Consider the following 19031-nt stretch of genomic DNA (forward strand, 5'->3'; position numbering starts at 1 on the left):
TTATTAACATCAAGGAAAAATCCCTCGTTGAATATATGCTCTTTCTATACGCTCTATGGCGATACCAAATGCAGCATTACGCATGCTTATATTGTGCTCGCTGGAGGTATTCCATACATTTTCAAAAACAGTTCTTAATTTCTTTTCTAATTTTTCAAGTACTTCATCCAGTAACCACAATTCGCCGTTTCTATTTTGAAGCCACTCAAAGTAACTCGCTATAACACCTCCTGAGTTACACAAAACATCCGGAATAATCTGCACCCCTTTATTGAGAAGGATTTGTTCTCCTTCAAAATTCGTTGGGCCGTTTGCTCCTTCTGCAATTAAGTATGCTTTTATTTTAGTTGCATTTTCTTCTGTAATCTGATTTCCTAAAGCAGCAGGGATACAGATATCCGCATTAATTTCAAAAAACTGATCTTTTAAAATTTCAGATGCTTCAGGATAGTTTTTTATACTTCCCTGATTATTTTTAGCATAGTTCAATAACTCTTCTACACTAATTCCCTCATCGTTTATTACCGTAGCATACGCATCTTGTACTCCAACCAGACGGGCTCCTTCTGCTTCCAGAAAGTACGAAGCCCAGTAACCTACATTTCCGAAACCTTGTACTATAAACTTCTTTCCTGACAGATCTACTTTATTTTTTTCTGCCCAAAATTTTATATTGAGAAATACCCCATAACCGGTAGCTCTGTCTCTTCCTTCCAATCCACCTGACCCCACAGGTTTTCCGGTTACAACATGCTGGTTCTTTGACCTTTCGGAAGGAGCCTTGGTCGACATATAGGTATCGGCAATCCAGGCCATGGTCTGTTGGTTCGTATTTACATCCGGTGCAGGAATATCGTGTTCCGGACCAATATTTTCACCCAAAGCATACGTAAATCTTCTTGTAATTCTTTCTAATTCTGCCTGGGAATATTTTGAAGGATCTATCTGAATTCCACCTTTAGCGCCTCCATAAGGCAGCCCTGCAAGCGATGTTTTCCAGGTCATCCACATTGCCAGGGCTTTTGCAGCATCGATATCAACCGTCGGGTGATAACGTAAACCTCCTTTATATGGGCCCAGAGCATTATTATGCTGAACACGATATCCTGTAAATATTTCTACTTCCCCATTATCCATTTTAACCGGGAAGCGTATGATCAATTCATTATTAGAAATGCTTAATATTTTTCGAATGTTTGGGTTTAAATCTATCTGGTCTGCGGCAGTATTGAATTGTTGAATTACATTTTCAAACATACCTTTCTTTTTCTCTTTTGTAACCATTACTGAAATTTTTGTTCTGTTGTGTGTGTTATGTTTGTTTTAATTTATTTCTTCTGTACTAAACTCACTGCACGACCATATCATATCCGCTCCATTATGGAATACACAATGTGATAAATTGATACAAGTCGTGCAGATATTTACCTTTTTTTTCATGGCTTGTTCCTAATAAGTTTACCATACTAAGGCAATCCATGTGCCATAGAATTCAAGCGTCTAAGAAAAAATATTTAAAAAACTGAATAACAACACATTACATCGACCTATAAAATATATCCGTAGAATAATACCGGGGAAAATATCCCCGGACGGGGAGATATTCACCGGTATTATTATTGAATTTTTTGCCTTAAGGTCTTTCGGTCAATTTGAAGAATCTCGGCTGCTTTTGTCTTATTGTTACCTACGGCAGCCAATACTTTCAGGATATAGGCCTTTTCCATCTCTTTGAGCGGTTTCAGGGCATTATCTGTAAAGTCTATTTTGTATTTAATATTATCGGGAAGGTCTTTAACTTCAATCGTCTTATCGCACATAATAATGGCGCGTTGTACAACGTTTTCCAGCTCCCGGATATTGCCGGGCCAATCATACCGTTCGAGGATAACCAAAGCTTCTTTTGTTACCGGAGTAATCCGGTCCTTATACTCCGGTCCGTACTTTTTAATGAACTTATCCACCAGCAACGGAATATCGGCTTTACGATCGCGCAGAGGAGGTACGTTTATCTGTACAACCGTCAGTCGGTAGTATAGGTCTTCCCGAAACTGTTTCTTTGCAATAAGTTCTTTTAAGTCGCTATTGGTGGCTGCAATGATTCTCAGATCTACCTTTTCTACCTTCTGTGAACCTATCCTTGTTATCTCTTTTTCCTGTAATGCACGCAACAACCTCGATTGCACTGCCAGAGAAGCATTCCCTATTTCATCCAGAAAAATCGTTCCGTGATTCGCTGCCTGAAAAAATCCTTGCCTGTTCTCGTTTGCTCCTGTAAAAGCTCCTTTTACATAACCAAACAGCTCTGATTCTAAAAGATTCTCTGGTATAGCCCCGCAATTCACAGCTATAAATGGCGATCTTGAGAATTTACCGGTATAGTGAATGGCTCTTGCCACCAACTCCTTACCGGTACCACTCTCTCCGTTCACAAAAATCGTGGCTTTATTATCCTTCACCCTGCTGATAATTTCGATCACCTCTTGTATCTCCGGCGAATTACCAATTAATTCACCATAGGCTGTATGACTGGTCTGTTGATTCGCAGTGCTTTTTTTGGACTTCTTACTTCCTTTAAACGATTTTAAAACGGCCTGTCTCAGCTCTTCATGCGTAAAAGGTTTTACCAAATAATCTATGGCTCCGGACTTAATGACATCCAGCGCATCACTTACAGACGGGTATCCGGAAACAACCAAAATCGGAATTAACGGGTAGTGTTCAGAAACATACTTAACCAGTTCGTGGCCGTCAATTCCCGGCATTTTAAGATCGGTTATTAACAAATCGATATCGGTTTCTCTTAAAATAGCTACGGCTTCCTTTACAGAAATAGCCTTGTAAGTATGATAATGGAGTGACTGTAAATGTCTTTGTAACATTTCCAGGATATTTATATCATCGTCAACTACAAGTATATTTTCTTTTTGTAAACTCATGGATTCAGTTTTGGGAAATCTACAATAAATACAGTGCCTTTTGGCTGATTGGGCTGGTGTTTGATAATTCCTTTATGACTTTTTATAATGCCATGAACAACGCTAAGTCCCAGTCCGGAACCTTCACCGACAGGCTTGGTGGTATAAAACGGATCGAAAATCTTATCTGCTTCTTCATTTATTCCCGATCCTTCATCACTGATCCTAAGCTGGACCTTCTCTGCCTGATTGTCTAAGATAATCTCTATCAATCCGTCCTTTGGTGAAAAATATATAGCATTCAATACCAGGTTAAAAACCACCTGGGTAAGCTGGATCGTATCGACTTTCAGGTCTATTTTCTCGTTATTGGCATGAAACTTATAATTAATGTGGTTCTTTACAAAAACCGGTTTCAATAGCTCTATGGCCTCCTTTACTACCGGTACTATATTAACTTGTTTCATCTCCTGGGGCATCTCACATGCAAAAAACATGAGCTTTTTTACGACTTCTCTTGAAAAGATGGTACTGTTGATGATCTTGTCCAGGTCTGAAATCACCTCTGGTTGACTGCCCAGCCTTGATCTCAGCAATTCTGAATACCCCAGAATATTGGCCAGCGGCGTATTGAGTTCGTGGGCTATTCCCGCTGTTATCTCTCCCAGAATCGTCAATCGGTCGTTACGCTCTATTTGTCGTTGAATACGTTGCTCATTTTCTTTAATCTGCTTTCTCTCCAGTACATTTCCGATCTCGATCCCTATATTTTGAAGCAACTGTTCTTCCTCTGCCAGAAAATCATCGACACTGTGCCGGTCAGGGGGATAAAAAACAGTTATAGAACCTTCTTCCCGATTAAATACCTTAATGGGTTTCTTTTGAAATACGGAAGAAGGTTGAAACCCTTCGGTATTTATACAAAATTGTGCTGTTTTTATTTCTACACTTGCTTCTTTCGGATATCTCCATGCTTTTTTAACACAAAAACTTATCGATTTAAGGGAAGATTCAATGTCGCTGTAGTTTGCATTGGCAACAATAGAGGTTACCTCGTATAAACAGGTTAATTCTTTAATACGCTCTTTTAGTTTTTCCTCGATAGAAGTCATTTCTGTTACAATATCTTCTTACAAATATACATGTTATTTAACCTGGAATATCAACAGCTGTTATCAAAAGTGCTGTCATTGCTTTTCTTTCCTTTCCATCTTTTTCCTTAAAACCCGAAACCCAATGTAAAGGCTACCCGTATACCATCTGACGAATCAAAAACCCCCAGGTTTGCAGAGATCATTTCTGTGGCATTAACAAACAATCCTCCTCCGTACGAATGCTGCCATTTTTTAGATTCATCTCCGGTAAACCATACCCTTCCATAGTCAAACGCTCCATATAAACCCAAGCGTATAGGTATAAAACCGGTTTTGACCCTGTTAAAACTATAACGTAAGTCCGTATTCTGGTAAACGGCACTTTTCCCTGTAAAACGTTGATTTCTATAACCTCTTAGACCGTCTGTCCCTCCTATTGACGCTGCTTGATAAAATTCAAAATCATCTCCAAAATTGAAATGTCCTTTAAAACGGGTTCCCAGCACCAGTTTTCCGCTATAATCAATTTTATGTACCAGTCCTACATCTGATATTAAATACCCAAAGGAACGATCTCCGGCGTCGAGGTTCTTCTTGTAACCTGCCTCCAGCAAGAAGTTGATCCCATTGGTCGGGTACGCCCTGTTATCGTAATTTATAAAACTGAACCGGGTATGAAGTCCTGCAAACTGCACTTCATCGAACACATAATCAGGTAAAACATTATTTTCTGACACGTACCTGTTATCTGTGTCGTGAACTTCGATAGATTCATAACTTCCTCCAAAAGACAGAACAGCTCCCCGACCTGAATTCCATATCAATTCCGGCTTTAAACGCAGGGTTCTGGTCTTAACCCTGTTGTAATCTAATCCCAGGTCGTCGTCAGGATTTTCGGTTTCATTACCGTAACCAAAAAAATTCAGGCTAAAATTAGGGCTGTTAAACCGGACCTCCATACCCAGGTTCAATCCTCCTATTATATGGGCAAATTCACCTGAATAATTTAACTCGTAACCGTTGGTTGCGAAATAGTAAGCGGCTTTAAGCTGGTGCCGGGAAGTAAAAGGGTTTCTTTCAAAACCATACGTTGTATATGTATCTGTAAACCCTATCTTAAGTCCATCATCAGGATTGGCCCCTAACAGGGGTGCTACCTGGTTGGTATTTGCTTTTAACTTTTTATAATCATAAACATTAACCTCGTAATCGTCGGTAAGATTTATTTTTGCCTTAGTAGCTCCTCCTAGGTTATTCTTTTTTGATTTATAATCATAGATTATAATATTTCTACCATTTTCCACCTTGTAATCATCATTATTCTGTCCGCCAATCAACCTTATCTTTATGTGCCTGCTTTTACCTGTTACGACAAAGGTATCATCATCATCCAGCCCATAGATCCACAATTCCCTGGTTTCTCCGGGCTTATACACATTATGATGAAATCTATCTTTAACCGTATCGTCTTTTTTTCTATAGACATTAACCTCAACAGTTCCGTCCGGCTTTGCATCTACCTGAATATGATCGTCTTTATTTGTTGCCGTAACAACTCCATATTTACTCGTTAACTTATAATAGCGATCGGCTATTTTCTGTAAATTGGCCCGGCGTTGTTTTAATATATACTTGATCTCGGAAACAGTTTCATCCTGAACTTCATCAGGCATCTGAGCCATCGCCCGGTCAATTACCTCATCCGTAACCCGCTCCTGTATATGTTTTACTTCCGCATCCCAGTCTTTTTTATTAAGAACGGTCAAAAATGCCATGTCAAGTGGGTATGGTTCTACATTAATTCCTTTTACATCTTTAAGATCAGGCGAATATTTACGTAACAAACCGGCCGCAGGAATTAAATTTACAGCAGTTCCCAACATAAACCCGTCAGACATTCTTGAAAAAGCCTGATCCCTGTCTCGTGGTAATGGCCTATATACTTTTTTCCCGTTTTCCTTAAATTCCATCCATCGCCATTGGTCGTGATGCCTGTCCCAATCTCCTATCAACATATCAAACAAACGAGCCCTGATATAGTTTTCCTGATCTATTATTACATCTTCATCGGAATGGATTTCTTCAATTACATCCATCGTACTGATAATATCTCCTGTAAAGTTATTCCCTGCCAGTTCCTTATGTCCTTTCGAAGCATGTTCTTCCAGTAAATACAATTCATCTCCAAATTCTGAATTGAATTGTTGCAACGCAGATTGTTTTGGAATATAAAATAACGATGGATTTAAATGGTATACACCCGCAGCATCTGATAATGTAGCAATCGTTAAAGGGGCATAAGGGTGAGAGCCTGTGAAAACATGCTCTATTAACCGTTGGGTGCCTGTGTTTTCATATTGACCTTTCAAATAGTTGTCGGTAAAAACAGCTGCCTGTATATATTGTGTGGCACTTTTTCGTACCGCCCTCATGACATATTGTTTTCCCTCCGGATTGATTAATCTAAGTGACCTGGACTGTGTTCCTCCTCCTTTTCTAACCGGTTTAAGCCCACCAAACAACGTATCGAGATTTACTGTTTTAGCTTTTACAGGAGTGCTGAAATACTTAGTAAAGCGCTCTCCCCAAAAAAACTTAAAAAGTTCAGACCTTGAAATCTTTTCCTCCTTATAAACGGAAGCAAGTACAGAATCAGCAAACCGATTTTTATACTCAAAATGAGATTTGGTTTTTGGTAAAACTAAATCTTTGCTGAACACTACTTTACTTGTAGCCCCGTCTATAAACTGTAAATCAACTTTTCCGCTTTCATATATTTTCAATATCCCATAACCATTTGCAGGATATCCAAAATCACCATTACTTCTATGTCGAACGGCCGTACTTTTTGATCCCGAACCACTTATTACCTGTTTTAAATTATCTGCTTCTATGTATTGCAAGCTATGTTCATGTCCTGAAATAAAAATGACATTTTCATTATGCTGGGCAGCAGTAATCAGTTTTTTACGTAAATCGTTATAAAACCAGTTGGATATATCGGCATTAACGACTCCTGTGGTTGTTCGCAAAATATTTTTTAAAGTTCCTATTACAGGCAGAGGCTTAAAATGTTCTTTTAATGAATAACTCCCACCGTGCGGTCCGTTAGTAAACATCGGGTGATGAATAGCTACCAATGTAGTTTTTCCTCTTGCTTTCTTTATTTCACTCGTAAATTCATCCAGAAAATGATCTTTTGTTTTTATTTCGCAATCATCATTAATGGTAGGATGATTGTTCCAGTTTGTGATATACCAATGTGAATCAACCAAAAGAAGTACAGTATTGTCGTCTATATTAACCTTTTCTATGGGGCAACCATTCTCTGGTAAAAATGAATCCTTTCCTAATTGTTGTTCAACGAACTCTTCCTGTCTTTTGAGGCCCTTAACCCCATTATACCAGTCGTGATTACCCGGAATAAAATATGAATCACCTTTAAACTTCCGAGCTACTTCAATTTGTAATTGCAATGCCAGTTCTGCATTCTTTCTTCCGGGATCATTCTCATCAGGAAGTCCGCTAGGATAAATATTGTCGCCCAGGAATAAGAGCACATCACTTTTATTTGCCCCGCCCAGTCTCCCTTCCAGTACCTTTAATGCCTTTGGAGCCATACCGCCTTCAGGATAGCCCGCATCTCCGATAAGATAAAAAGTACGAACAACCTTATCTGTTGTTTTGTTTTCAACATCAATTTCAGGTATTGTTTGAAATGTAGCACAGGAAATAAAAATAAAGAATATAGCAATCCCAAATAAGCGTCTCATACTCAATTGATTTAGTTAACCATATAGAAAACAACCATAATCATTGCGAAGATACATCAAAATTACCTGAGTCAGAACTGTCCGGAAATGTTGATACAGGGTTGAAAGTGTATTATATCAATTTTCCCCGGAAGGGAGAACCTGTTTCCTCCAATGTCAGTATCAACTATATTACAGAGGTATAAAAAGGTAATGTGATGATGTCATGACCAACCGGAAACCTGTTAATAAATAAGGTCCGGCATGATGCCGGACCTTAAACCAAATAAACCAAACTACATAGTTATGAAACCATGTACTCTTAAATATTTTTATGCATTACTACTGTAACACTCATTATCTATCTATTTCAAACTAGAATATCTACTCTTCAGTATTCTATAATTTATCAGGCTTTTTACTCCTAACACCAACAAGATTAGAATACCAATAATTTGCAGGAACAAAAATATTTTTAACATAAGGTTTTCCATGAGCTTTGGGTATTTTAGATTTCCTTCTTTACAATTTAGACACAGCCCAAACGATAATGGTCACATTTTTATTTTAAAAAAATCTTTTTTATTTGTGCGGCACTTCCTTCACATATAAAAACTCATTAACAACAATCTACAAACAGATGTGATTATATTAAAATGTTTAAAATTCCTGTTACCCTATTCGTTTCCCCAAAAAAAATTCTGTCAGGTCGGTATTTAAAAGAACCATTCTCGATCTCCCCTTATGAGATATTTCCAAACGAACTTCATCAGATTAGCTTACAGATCGTTTACTGTCCTAATATTTCAACTTTTTTACTGGCTACCTGTTTAATAGGGTATACAATCTTTTGGTTATCTGCACATAAAAGAACCATACATATATTGTCAATAGCTATGATCTCCCCTTCTGTATCATCTATTCTGATCTGTTGACCGATCTGGAAATTTTTACGCGAATAAAAACCTAATAACAATCTGAATATCACATCCCTTGAGCCTAGTCCCAATGCCAGGGTAAAAGCCAACAGGAAAGCCCCTAATATAAGAGACAGGTTACTTGTAATTACACTGGTATCGATACCCGCCTGACTTAACGCCATGATAGAAACGAAAACCACCAGAACATAAAATACAATACGACTTATCGCTTTTGATCCGTTAAGGTCAAAAGCCTTGATCATGGAAGCCAATGCATTTCTTAAAAGTCCGGCACCATATATTCCCAGGATAAAAATCAATATCGCACTGATAAATTTCGGCAGGTAAGCTATTAGTTTCCCTATTTCGGCTGAAATCATTGTTAGCCCCAGCATATCTGCTCCTATGATAACTAATACCAAAATCAAAAACCATTTTACAAAAAACAGTATGACTTTGGTTGGCTCTATTTTTACAGCAGATGAAAAAATCGGATTTTTATCATAAAATTTGGCAACCAACTCGTCTATTCGAGTCAATTTCAAAGATTTTTTTAAGATGAACAAGACTAATTTTAAAACTAACCAACCAAGAATGATCAGCACTATTCCCCCTAGTATTTTGGGTGTCACTTTATAAATACTTTCCAATAGGTTTTCTAACAGTCTTAAGTCTAATGTAGTTTTCATTTCTATAGAGGTTTACAGGGATTAATTATTGTTCTTTTTTTTATCATTTCTGGTGATTTTCATGAGCTCTTCCACCGAACCGGGATACTTAACTGCAAACAGATCGGCCATATCGAGAGTCAGTTTAATCAAGGCAACATCATTCATCACCTTTTCTTTGATAACTTCCGGTAACTTTTCATTATGAATAACTTTTTTAAAAGGATTTTCCATAGCTAAAGTTTTTTATATATCTCAACCAATCGGTTCTTAGCTCTGCTCAACCGCATCTTAACTGCGCTTTCACCAATTTCCAAGGTTTCTTTAATTTCTTTTATCGTAAAATCATCCTGATATTTCATCAACAGGATCATTTTATCATCCGGATCTATGATCTTTAAAGCTTTTTCCAGTTTATCCGATTTCAGTTCAAAGATGTCTTCATCTTTTATTTCTGCCAATTCTTCCGAATAGCGGTTCATTTCATCTGTATTCACAAACTTCTCTTTACGCTTCTTCAGATCCCGCTGCACATAATTCACGCAGAAATTATACGTAAATGAGTACAACCAGGTTGAAAATTTCGATTTTCCCTGAAAAGTCCTGAGCTTTACAAAAAGATTCACGAAAACATCATGCGCCAAATCTTGTGCTTCTTCTGTAGATTTAGAAAAGCTCAGACATTTATTGTAAACAACATTAGCATACCGGTCGTATAATATTGCAAATAAATGTGTGTTATTGGTTTTAACAATGTTCCTGACTAGTTCTTCGTCTGCTATATTCTTATCAATATCTGCTTGTTCCAAACTTAATGGATTATTAATATAGTGCTACCATACATTTAGACACAAAGGATTCTCCCAAGTCACTTTTTAACATGCTTTTTTAATGGTTATTTCAAAATTACACTTTTACATACTAAGTATGATTTAAAATACTCAGGGGCTTGGAGGAGAGTTGTGAATTCTCTTCGAATCAATTCACAATTATACACGAATAAAGCACTATGATTAAGTGACTTACCATAAAAAAGAATCTTATATCATTCTTGACAGAACTTTTGGTAAGAGTTAATTACCCCGGAGCAAGTCCACGAGGCTTTAAAGAAAAACCTAAAAAAATATTTCGATGCTAGCCCTATGAAATTCCGTCAGGACTATTTCACAAGGACAAGTGTCGGTGCATTTAAATCTCAATGATCGAGTAAAAACTGAGCTCATCCGTTTTTATATATTAACCTGAATGGCTTCCAATCTAATTTCCGACAGCCCGCATAATTAGATTCAAAAACTACAGGAATCTTTGTAATCCAATAAAAATAAAAAGACACAGCATTGTTTCATACTGCGCCTTTTAACAACCAAATTAACTTTAAAATTATGGGGTTCGAATAAGCCGGCGGTAACCCTGGTCTTTTTGATCATTCTTGCAGAACTTCCGCAAGTAACACAGAAAACAGGCTACCGGCTTGTATCATTCTTTTTTAAGCTTAAATGATGCCATTACCGGATAGTGGTCAGACAGTTTATCTGTAATGCCCGAATTAAAAACTTCTGCATTCACACAGGACCGTGACATCAGCGGGCTGGTAAAAATATAGTCTATCCGTTGCCTTTGTTGTATTATCTCTTCTTTGGTAAAATCGGGTTTTATCAATGCGGGGGTGGGAAATGTGTAGCGAGCTTCAACCGGAATAAAATTGTTGGTAACATCGATAGCAGGTAAAGAAATAAAGCGGGAAATCACCGCATAATCAAATGCTCCCAATCGTAAATTGGAATATTTATCTCCTTTTTTGGGCTGCTGCTTTTTTAGCAGTATTGCATTTTGTTTTAACAAAACCTCATCAAAAGGAGAATGAGAGTTAAAATCACCCAGGATAACATACTTACTGTTACCTTGTTGTTGTATCTTTTCTGCTATAAGGTTTGCTTCCCTCAACCTGAAATCGCTATCTGCCGGAGACAGGTGTACAATATAGAAATCGATTCCATAGGTTTCGCAATGAAGCAGGCCGTGCCAAAAACCTTCAACGATCCGGTCTTTAACTAAAATCGGCTGCCTGGAGGTAATCCCTACCGGGTATCCTTCCGTTTTTAATATTTTCACATACGGATGCCCCCACTCCTTGGCATCTTCTTTAAGCATTTCTTCTGTGTACCCGCACAACTCTTGCAATGCCAGCACATCCGGTTGTTTGCTCTTAATCCACTTCAAACATTCTTCCTTCCTCTCCCTGTCTTTACCCCAGTCAAAACCGTTCCATATGTTATAGGTCATTACCTTCATCACCTCCTGTGCTCCCTGGGAAAAGCTGTTGTAACTGCTAAAAAGTAAAACTGTCAGAAAAAGATAAAACTTCCGATTCATAAAAACCATGCTTAGTTAAAATTAATAATAATCACCCTAATATTGTATTGTTTACAAAAGTACATTAATCAATGAGGGTGTTTAAAATATCGTTACTAAAATTAGCACAAGAAACCTTATAACAGCTTTTAAACACCCTTCTTATTATTGTTTTTTTATTAGTATCCGGGATTTTGATCTAATAAGGGGTTTTGATCTATTTCATTTTGTGGAATTGGCCATAAATATTGTTTTTGTTCAAACACCCTATGAGTTCCATCAGGCGTAGATTCGGTGACAGAACCCGGAACGATTTGGGCAGGAACTACAATATGGGCAATTTTCCACCTTTTGATATCAAAAAAGCGTAATCCTTCTCCGGCCAACTCTACCCTTCTCTCATGCCTTATCTGTTCTCTTAGGCCGTCCTGATCGAAGGTGTTTACTATTGGAGGCATTTCTATCCCCGTTCTTTCCCTTACCAGGTTAATGGCGTCGATAACTTGCTGACTTGGTCCGTTAGCTTCATTCATAGCTTCAGCATACATTAACAAAATATCCGCATACCTGATCAAAACGATATCCTGATCGCTATTTGATGCGCCTGAAGGAGGATCCTGATCCAAGAAGAGTCCTTTTTGCCAGATATGATCTGTGGGTTTCTCTCCTTCTTCGAGCGGTACGCCATAATACGGCCTGTCTTCTCCCACATGTACTATTGTTAATTCCATTCTCGGATCTCTGTTGAGATAAGGGTTTTCAGGGTCATACATTTCTGAATCCTCTATTCTTTTTCCGTCAAGGCACTCAAATTCATCTACTAAATCCATCACAGGGGCACAAGATGCCCAATCGCCATACATCCTGTCGTATTCATGTCGCATGGTCGGTGCCTGATAGACAATGGAAAACATAATTCCGGGGTTAGCATCCTGATCCGTACCATCAAAAATACCTGCCCAGTTATTTCCTAACGAGAAGCGTCCTGAGGCCATAATTTCTTGTCCTATCTGGGCGGCTTCACTCCACCTTTCATTATACAGTAAGACTCTCATTTTCAAACCTAAGGCCGAACCCTTAACTGCTCTGCCCTCATAGACTTCATCAGGCAAATGATCTATAGAGTAATTCAGATCACTTAAAATATATTCTACTGTTTCTTCCATAGAACTCCTGGGCAGTTGGGCATTGTTAATATCTACATCCTCAGGTACCAGAACTACCCCGCCAAACATTTGTGCCAAAGTTGCATAATGCCATGCCCTGATAAACCTTACTTCGGCAATATAATGACCCTTCAATGTATCGTCGAAGTCAGGAACAAGATCTATATTTTTCAAAAAATCATTGCAGACAGCAATTCCCTGATAAGGAATCGTATAATAATTCCTAACCACACCACCGGTAGTTGAAGTGATATCACCAGACTGAGGAATATTAAACAAATCCGGCCAACTCGCATTTGCATAACCGTCATCACTTAAGCCGTCCATTTGCGTTCGCAAACCTCCGAAGCCTACGATCCAATGGCTTGTTACCAAAGTTTGGTAAACTCCGGCCAACGCATTCTTTGCTTCATTCTCATTTTTCCAGAACGTTTCTGTAGATGCGGCCGAAAGCGGGTTTTTATCGAGAAAATCACTGCATGAGCTTAAACACAGGGTTCCGGCCAATACAATACTATTTATTATATTTTTAGTTCTAATTTTCATATTCTAATAATTTAAAAGTTGACAGATAAACCAAGTGAATGGATCTTGTTTTGCGGATAATTGGCCAAAGTCCCGGAATTACCCACTCTCTCGGGGTCGAACCCATCAAGTTTACTGAATGTTAAAATATTGTCTCCGGCATAATACACCCTTAAATTACTCAAACCTATCTTCCCTGTCAGGGCTTCAGGCAATGTATAACCGATTTGCATATTCTGTAATCTCAAATAAGAAACATTTCTTAAGAAATAAGTAGACATCGAATTGAATATTTGTGAATGGTCTTCCCCCGCATAAATTCTAGGCATGGTCGTACTTGGATTTTCAGGAGTCCATCGGTTTCTCCAATCTGTGGTTGGCGGAGTCCCCTTGTAGAAAGGAGCAGCTCCCTGATTATTCAAAAATTTCTTCCCTCCGTGTGATCCGTAAAAACGCATCCCCAAATCGAAGTTTCTCCACTCCAAAGAAATATTAAAATTATAGGTAAACTTTGGAAATGCACCCGAGATATGAATCCTGTCATCCTGGTCTATTACGCCATCATTATTTTGATCTTTGTATTTCAGGTCGCCAGGCTGAGGTTCCGGCGACTGAGCAGCCGAATTATCAATTTCAGACTGGCTTTGAAAAATCCCATCCCATTCCCACATATACCAATCGTTATAAGGATGGCCTTCTTCATTAATTGTAAGATTACCAATCTCTCTCTCTCCAAATTTCACCAATTCGTTTTTAAAGGCCTGTACATTCCCTCCTACCGAATAGGACACTTCGCCTACAACATCACGGTAATTGGCAGCCAGTTCGAATCCGGTATTTTTTAACGTTCCATCGTTAATAATCGGTGCGTTTAACCCCAGGTAAGCCGGGATCTGTGCCCTGCGCAATATGTCATCCGTCATCTTATTGAACCAGTCGAAGTTTATTCCCAGTTTATGGTTGAACAAACTCATATCAAAACCAATATTGGTTACGGTCGTAGTTTCCCATTTAATGTCTCTGTTTACCAATGAAGAAGCTGAAACCGCAGTAACTATTTCCCCGTCAATCGGGTAAACCCCATATATAAATGGTGAATTCGCGCCAATATTCAACACATTCTGATATGGGTAGTATCCTATATCCTGGTTCCCCAAGACTCCATGTGATCCACGAATCTTAAGTGCAGAAACCCAGGAAATATTTTTCATAAAATCTTCTTCACTCAATTTCCATCCTAAAGAAAACGAAGGGAAATACCCCCATTTGTTTCCTTCGGAAAATCTTGAAGAACCATCGGCTCTCATATTGACCTCTAAAAGATACTTGTCTTTAAATGCATAATTCACCCGTCCAAACCAGGATAACATAGACCACTCTTCCGAATTTCCAGAGGTATATTGTGTGGCTGCCGGGCCTGCATTAATTTCTTGAACAGTATTAAGAAAATAAGATTTTCGGCCTAAACCCAGGGTTTCATATTTATACGATTCCATTTGATACCCTCCCAGTACTCTTACCCCGTGATCTCCAAACATTTTGTCGTAAGTTAAATGCGAATAGAACACCGGATACAGGTCGTTGAAGGTGCTGATATCTAACGAATTGGTATTCTCTATTTTGGACAATTTGCCGGAATGGTAATTGTAGGCTTCAAATTCGCCGTCAAATGTTTTGGTTTTTGAATTGTTTAGATTTAAACCTCCTTTTATCCGCCAGATTAACCCATCCAAAATACTGAAATCGATAAAAGCGTTTGTTTGTAATTGCAATCCTTTTCTTCTGGAAAGTAATTCGCGTGACATAGCATATGGATTAGCCTGAAAGCGATTCCCGTTTACCTCCTTCTCATACGCATTTCTTGCATATCTTCCATCGGGAAGCGTTGGAGCATAAGTTGGTCCTGAAGATAAAATAGATGTGTATAAATTTTCTGTTCCGACATCATCCGTAACATCATAGCCAATACTGGTATTGACTCCTATCCTGATCCAATCTTTAACCTGCGAAACTATATTCAGACGTAAATTATATTTATTGTATTCATAAGGCTCAATAGTTCCCGGTTGATTAATATATCCTAAACCGACGCTATAGGTGGTTTTCTCACTACCACCATTCAAACCTAGATGATGGTTCTGCACATAAGCAGGATTCACCATAAAATCCAGCCAGTCGAAATTCGGATATAAGGTTTCATCTGTTGAATTTCTGTAAGCATTAATTTCTTCGTTAGTATATATTGGCGATGCTCCTGAAGAGTTTGTTGCCGCTTCATTATAGAGCTCCATATACTCGGCCGAATTGGTAATTAGTTTTGGCAACGTAGTCGGTGTGTGCCTTCCTATATTAAAATCGTAGGTCAGCGACATTTTTCCTTTCTTCCCTTGTTTTGTGGTAACCAAGATAACACCATTGGCTGCCCTGGAACCATAGATGGCAGCCGAGGCAGCATCTTTTAATAAAGTAACTGTTTCTATATCATTTGGATTTATTCCTGAAAGTTCTCCAGGGATGCCGTCAATAACAACCAACGGGCTAACTCCTGCTCCACTAAATGTACCAAACCCTCTTACCAATAAGGTAGCATTATTTCCATTCGGAGCCCCTGAATTCTGAACTACCTGCAAACCGGGAAGAACCCCCTGTAACATTGAGGAAGGATTAGCTATTTTCCGTTTGTTCAGCACCCGATCGCCTACAGATACTACAGCTCCGGTCAGGTTCGTCTTTTTCTGGGTGCCATACCCGACAACGACAACCTCGTCTAATGCTGCTACGTCTTCTTTCAGAACTACTTTTACAGAGCTCTGCCCCTGTACTTTAACTTCCTGAGATAAAAAACCAATGTAAGACACTATTAAAACGGCATCTTTTTCAGCAACTGTCAGGCTGAAATTACCGTCAAAATCAGTCTGGGTACCATTCATGGTTCCCTTTTCACTAATACCGGCCCCTATCAATGGAGTGCCATTCTGATCGAGCACCGTACCCGACACCTCGAATCCTTGAGGATTTTTTATTGTATTTACAGTTTCTGCATTAATACCTGGTTTTGAAAAAGCATAAGCACTATGGAACAAAAGGCTCAGGGATACATAAATAATGAGACCAAAGTTCCTCTTTAATAAGTTCAAACAACTTCTGTAAGATTTTGTCTGACTTTTGAATAATAAATTTGAAGTTTTACTCATATTTAGTTGTTTATATTAAAGTGTCATTTTTATGATTTGAAAGATGTGTCGCAGGAAGCAGCTCTTCTTTTCTCTCCATCAAACTTTATATTATTTTCACTCAAAATCCATTTTTATTGCTTCAAACACTTAATTCCACTTAAAAAAAAATAAAAACAGCAAAAAAAGAATGTTTTTATTATCGATTTCAAAACTAGAGCAATAGTCATCCTGACGTTAATACTATTTTATCAAATACATGTGCTTTCTTATCATTGTATAAGGAAGCAGGGGATCAAATCGAGGTATAACCCTGAAAAACATCACTTTAAAAATCTTACTCATATATAAAAGGTTAAGTTCCCGGGAAAATTTTATATTCTTTATACTGCTCCATTTGGAAAAGAAATCCAGGGGTGTCTGCAAAAGGAGAATGTTTAAACTCATGTGCAGTTGTTCATATGCCACGGGAAGCCTATGCTTCCCGTGTATCGGGAATTTTTTGGCGACATTATTTTACCATACTTTGATTAAATACTATTAATTACCAAGCTTTCCTTTCTGTTACATTTACCCAACCGTAATCATATATTCCAAACATTCCGATCAGAACTATAACCTATGTTAGATATTTTAGACATTTCAATTATAATATGCTATTTAACAGCCACCATCGCAATAGGCTTAATTGCAAGAAAAAGAGCTGAAAAAAGTAAAGACGATTATTTATTAGGAGGGAAATCATTGCCCTGGTATATGCTTGGGCTTTCCAACGCTTCAGGTATGTTTGATATATCGGGAACCATGTGGCTTGTAACTGCTACTTTTGTTTACGGATTAAAAAGTATATGGATTCCATGGCTCTGGCCGGTTTTTAACCAGGTCTTCTTAATGGTCTATCTTTCTGCCTGGCTTAGAAAATCAGATGTTACTACGGGAGCCGAATGGATATGGTTCCGCTTTGGTAAAGGGCACGGAGGAAAAATGTCTCATACGATTGTAGTCGTATTTGCCATTTTAAGCTGCCTGGGCTTCTTAACCTATGGTTTTATAGGACTTGGTAAGTTTGCTGAAATATTCATTCCCTGGGAATTGGTGAGCGCATATATCCCTTTTGAGGTTCCTCCAAGTTATATTCCGCATTTTTATGGTACACTATTTACTCTTTTTGCGGTTTTCTATGCTATTTTGGGTGGCATGTCCGGGATTGTTTTTGCCGACCTGTTACAATTCGGTATTATGGCCGTTTCAGCAATAGCCATCGCTGTAATAGCATGGATAGCGATCAATAATACTCCCCTTCATGTACCTGAGGGATGGATGACACCCTTTTTCGGTTGGCATTTGGATTTGAACTGGGCAACCATAATACCCGAGGTCAATCAAAAAATCGCATCAGACGGTTATTCCTTATTCGGTATATTCTTCATGCTGATGGTATTTAAAGGTATTCTATGTAGTATCGCCGGGCCTGCTCCCAATTATGACATGCAAAAGATCCTATCGACCAAATCTCCCAAAGAAGCTGCAAAAATGAGCGGATTTGTATCGTTGGCGCTCATGCCGGTCCGATACCTGATGATTGGGGGCTTCGCTATTCTCGGCATCCTTTTTTACCATAAATTATCCCTCGAAAGAAACGGAATTATTGATTTTGAGAACATCCTCCCTTCGGCAATCAGTAGTTTTGTCCCCACAGGGCTGCTGGGGTTACTGCTGGCCGGACTTCTAGCTGCTTTTATGTCTACATTCGCCGGGACATTAAACGCTGCTCAAGCCTATATTGTAAATGATATTTATTTAAGCAAAAAACCGCATGCTAATGCTTCGCAGATCAGGAGAATGAGTTACCTCAGCGGGATCGCAGTTGTTATGATAAGTATTCTGCTTGGCTTTTTTGTGAAAGATGTCAATTCTATTACTCAATGGATCGTTTCTGCCTTATGGGGTGGTTATATTGTGTCTAACATATTAAAATGGCATTGGTGGCGCTTTAACGGAGAAGGATATTTTTGGGGGATGCTCTCCGGTTTGGTTCCGGCCATTATATTTCCAATGGTGTTTGACCAAACCCTTGAACTTTATCTTTTCCCTTTACTTTTTCTCATAACATTGGCAGGATGCATAATAGGAACTTATTCTGCCAAACATACAGATGAAGAGCAACTGATCCGGTTTTATAAAAAAACCCGTCCCTGGGGATTTTGGAAACCCATCCACGATAAAGTAATCGTAGAAGATCCTGAATTTGAAAAAAACACTTCTTTTAAAAGGGATATGTTTAATGTTAGCATAGGGATTATAGCGCAAACGTTATTAGTACTTATTCCTCTATACTTAATTCTTAACGATTACATACCGCTAACTTTTTGCATCATCATTCTGGTGGTTTGCGGTATACTCCTGAAGAAATACTGGTGGAACAATTTAAACGACCTGCAATAAAATCTAAATACAATTAAA

Annotated in this window: 11 protein-coding genes; 1 reads left to right on the forward strand and 10 read right to left on the reverse strand. The window is 38.4% G+C overall.

The genetic code is table 11. The features are described from left to right. Nucleotides 1–9: 9 nt before the first annotated feature. The 10 genes from MQE36_RS16870 to MQE36_RS16915 form a co-directional block, all read right to left on the reverse strand. On the reverse strand, nt 10–1284 hold the full coding sequence (locus MQE36_RS16870; RefSeq protein ID WP_242937143.1) for a Glu/Leu/Phe/Val family dehydrogenase: 1275 nt from the start codon (nt 1282–1284) through the stop codon (nt 10–12). A gap of 332 nt (nt 1285–1616) precedes the next feature. Next, nucleotides 1617–2939: a sigma-54-dependent transcriptional regulator gene (locus MQE36_RS16875; RefSeq protein WP_242937144.1), complete on the reverse strand. Its 1323-nt coding sequence runs from the start codon at nt 2937–2939 to the stop codon at nt 1617–1619. After that, on the reverse strand, nt 2936–4030 hold the full coding sequence (locus tag MQE36_RS16880) for a sensor histidine kinase (RefSeq protein WP_242937145.1): 1095 nt from the start codon (nt 4028–4030) through the stop codon (nt 2936–2938). The genes MQE36_RS16875 and MQE36_RS16880 overlap by 4 nt, the downstream gene beginning before the upstream one ends. 107 nt (nt 4031–4137) lie before the next feature. Next, nucleotides 4138–7785 (reverse strand): metallophosphoesterase, encoded by a 3648-nt coding sequence (locus MQE36_RS16885; RefSeq protein WP_242937146.1) that lies wholly within the window; start codon nt 7783–7785, stop codon nt 4138–4140. 769 nt (nt 7786–8554) lie between these two features. Next, complete coding sequence (locus tag MQE36_RS16890; RefSeq protein ID WP_242937147.1) at nt 8555–9373, reverse strand: mechanosensitive ion channel family protein; 819 nt, start codon at nt 9371–9373, stop codon at nt 8555–8557. Between the two features lie 21 nt (nt 9374–9394). After that, nucleotides 9395–9586, reverse strand: a complete 192-nt coding sequence (locus MQE36_RS16895) for a hypothetical protein (RefSeq protein WP_242937148.1) — start codon at nt 9584–9586, stop codon at nt 9395–9397. A 2-nt stretch (nt 9587–9588) separates the two neighbouring features. Beyond that, nucleotides 9589–10161 (reverse strand): RNA polymerase sigma factor, encoded by a 573-nt coding sequence (locus MQE36_RS16900; protein ID WP_242937149.1) that lies wholly within the window; start codon nt 10159–10161, stop codon nt 9589–9591. Nucleotides 10162–10828: 667 nt separating this feature from the next. Beyond that, a complete protein-coding gene (locus tag MQE36_RS16905) occupies nt 10829–11725 on the reverse strand; it encodes an endonuclease/exonuclease/phosphatase family protein (RefSeq protein ID WP_242937150.1) in 897 nt (298 codons plus the stop codon). Nucleotides 11726–11883: 158 nt separating this feature from the next. Continuing rightward, nucleotides 11884–13416 carry a RagB/SusD family nutrient uptake outer membrane protein gene (locus tag MQE36_RS16910; RefSeq protein ID WP_242937151.1) on the reverse strand — a complete coding sequence of 511 codons (1533 nt, stop codon included), beginning with the start codon at nt 13414–13416 and terminating at the stop codon, nt 11884–11886. Between the two features lie 11 nt (nt 13417–13427). Then, a complete protein-coding gene (locus tag MQE36_RS16915; protein WP_242937152.1) occupies nt 13428–16589 on the reverse strand; it encodes a SusC/RagA family TonB-linked outer membrane protein in 3162 nt (1053 codons plus the stop codon). 600 nt (nt 16590–17189) lie between these two features. Here MQE36_RS16915 and MQE36_RS16920 point away from each other — a divergent pair. After that, complete coding sequence (locus MQE36_RS16920; protein WP_242937153.1) at nt 17190–19013, forward strand: sodium:solute symporter family protein; 1824 nt, start codon at nt 17190–17192, stop codon at nt 19011–19013. Nucleotides 19014–19031 lie beyond the last annotated feature (18 nt).

It is taken from the genome of Zhouia spongiae (genome assembly GCF_022760175.1).
In the GTDB taxonomy this organism is placed as follows: domain Bacteria; phylum Bacteroidota; class Bacteroidia; order Flavobacteriales; family Flavobacteriaceae; genus Zhouia; species Zhouia spongiae.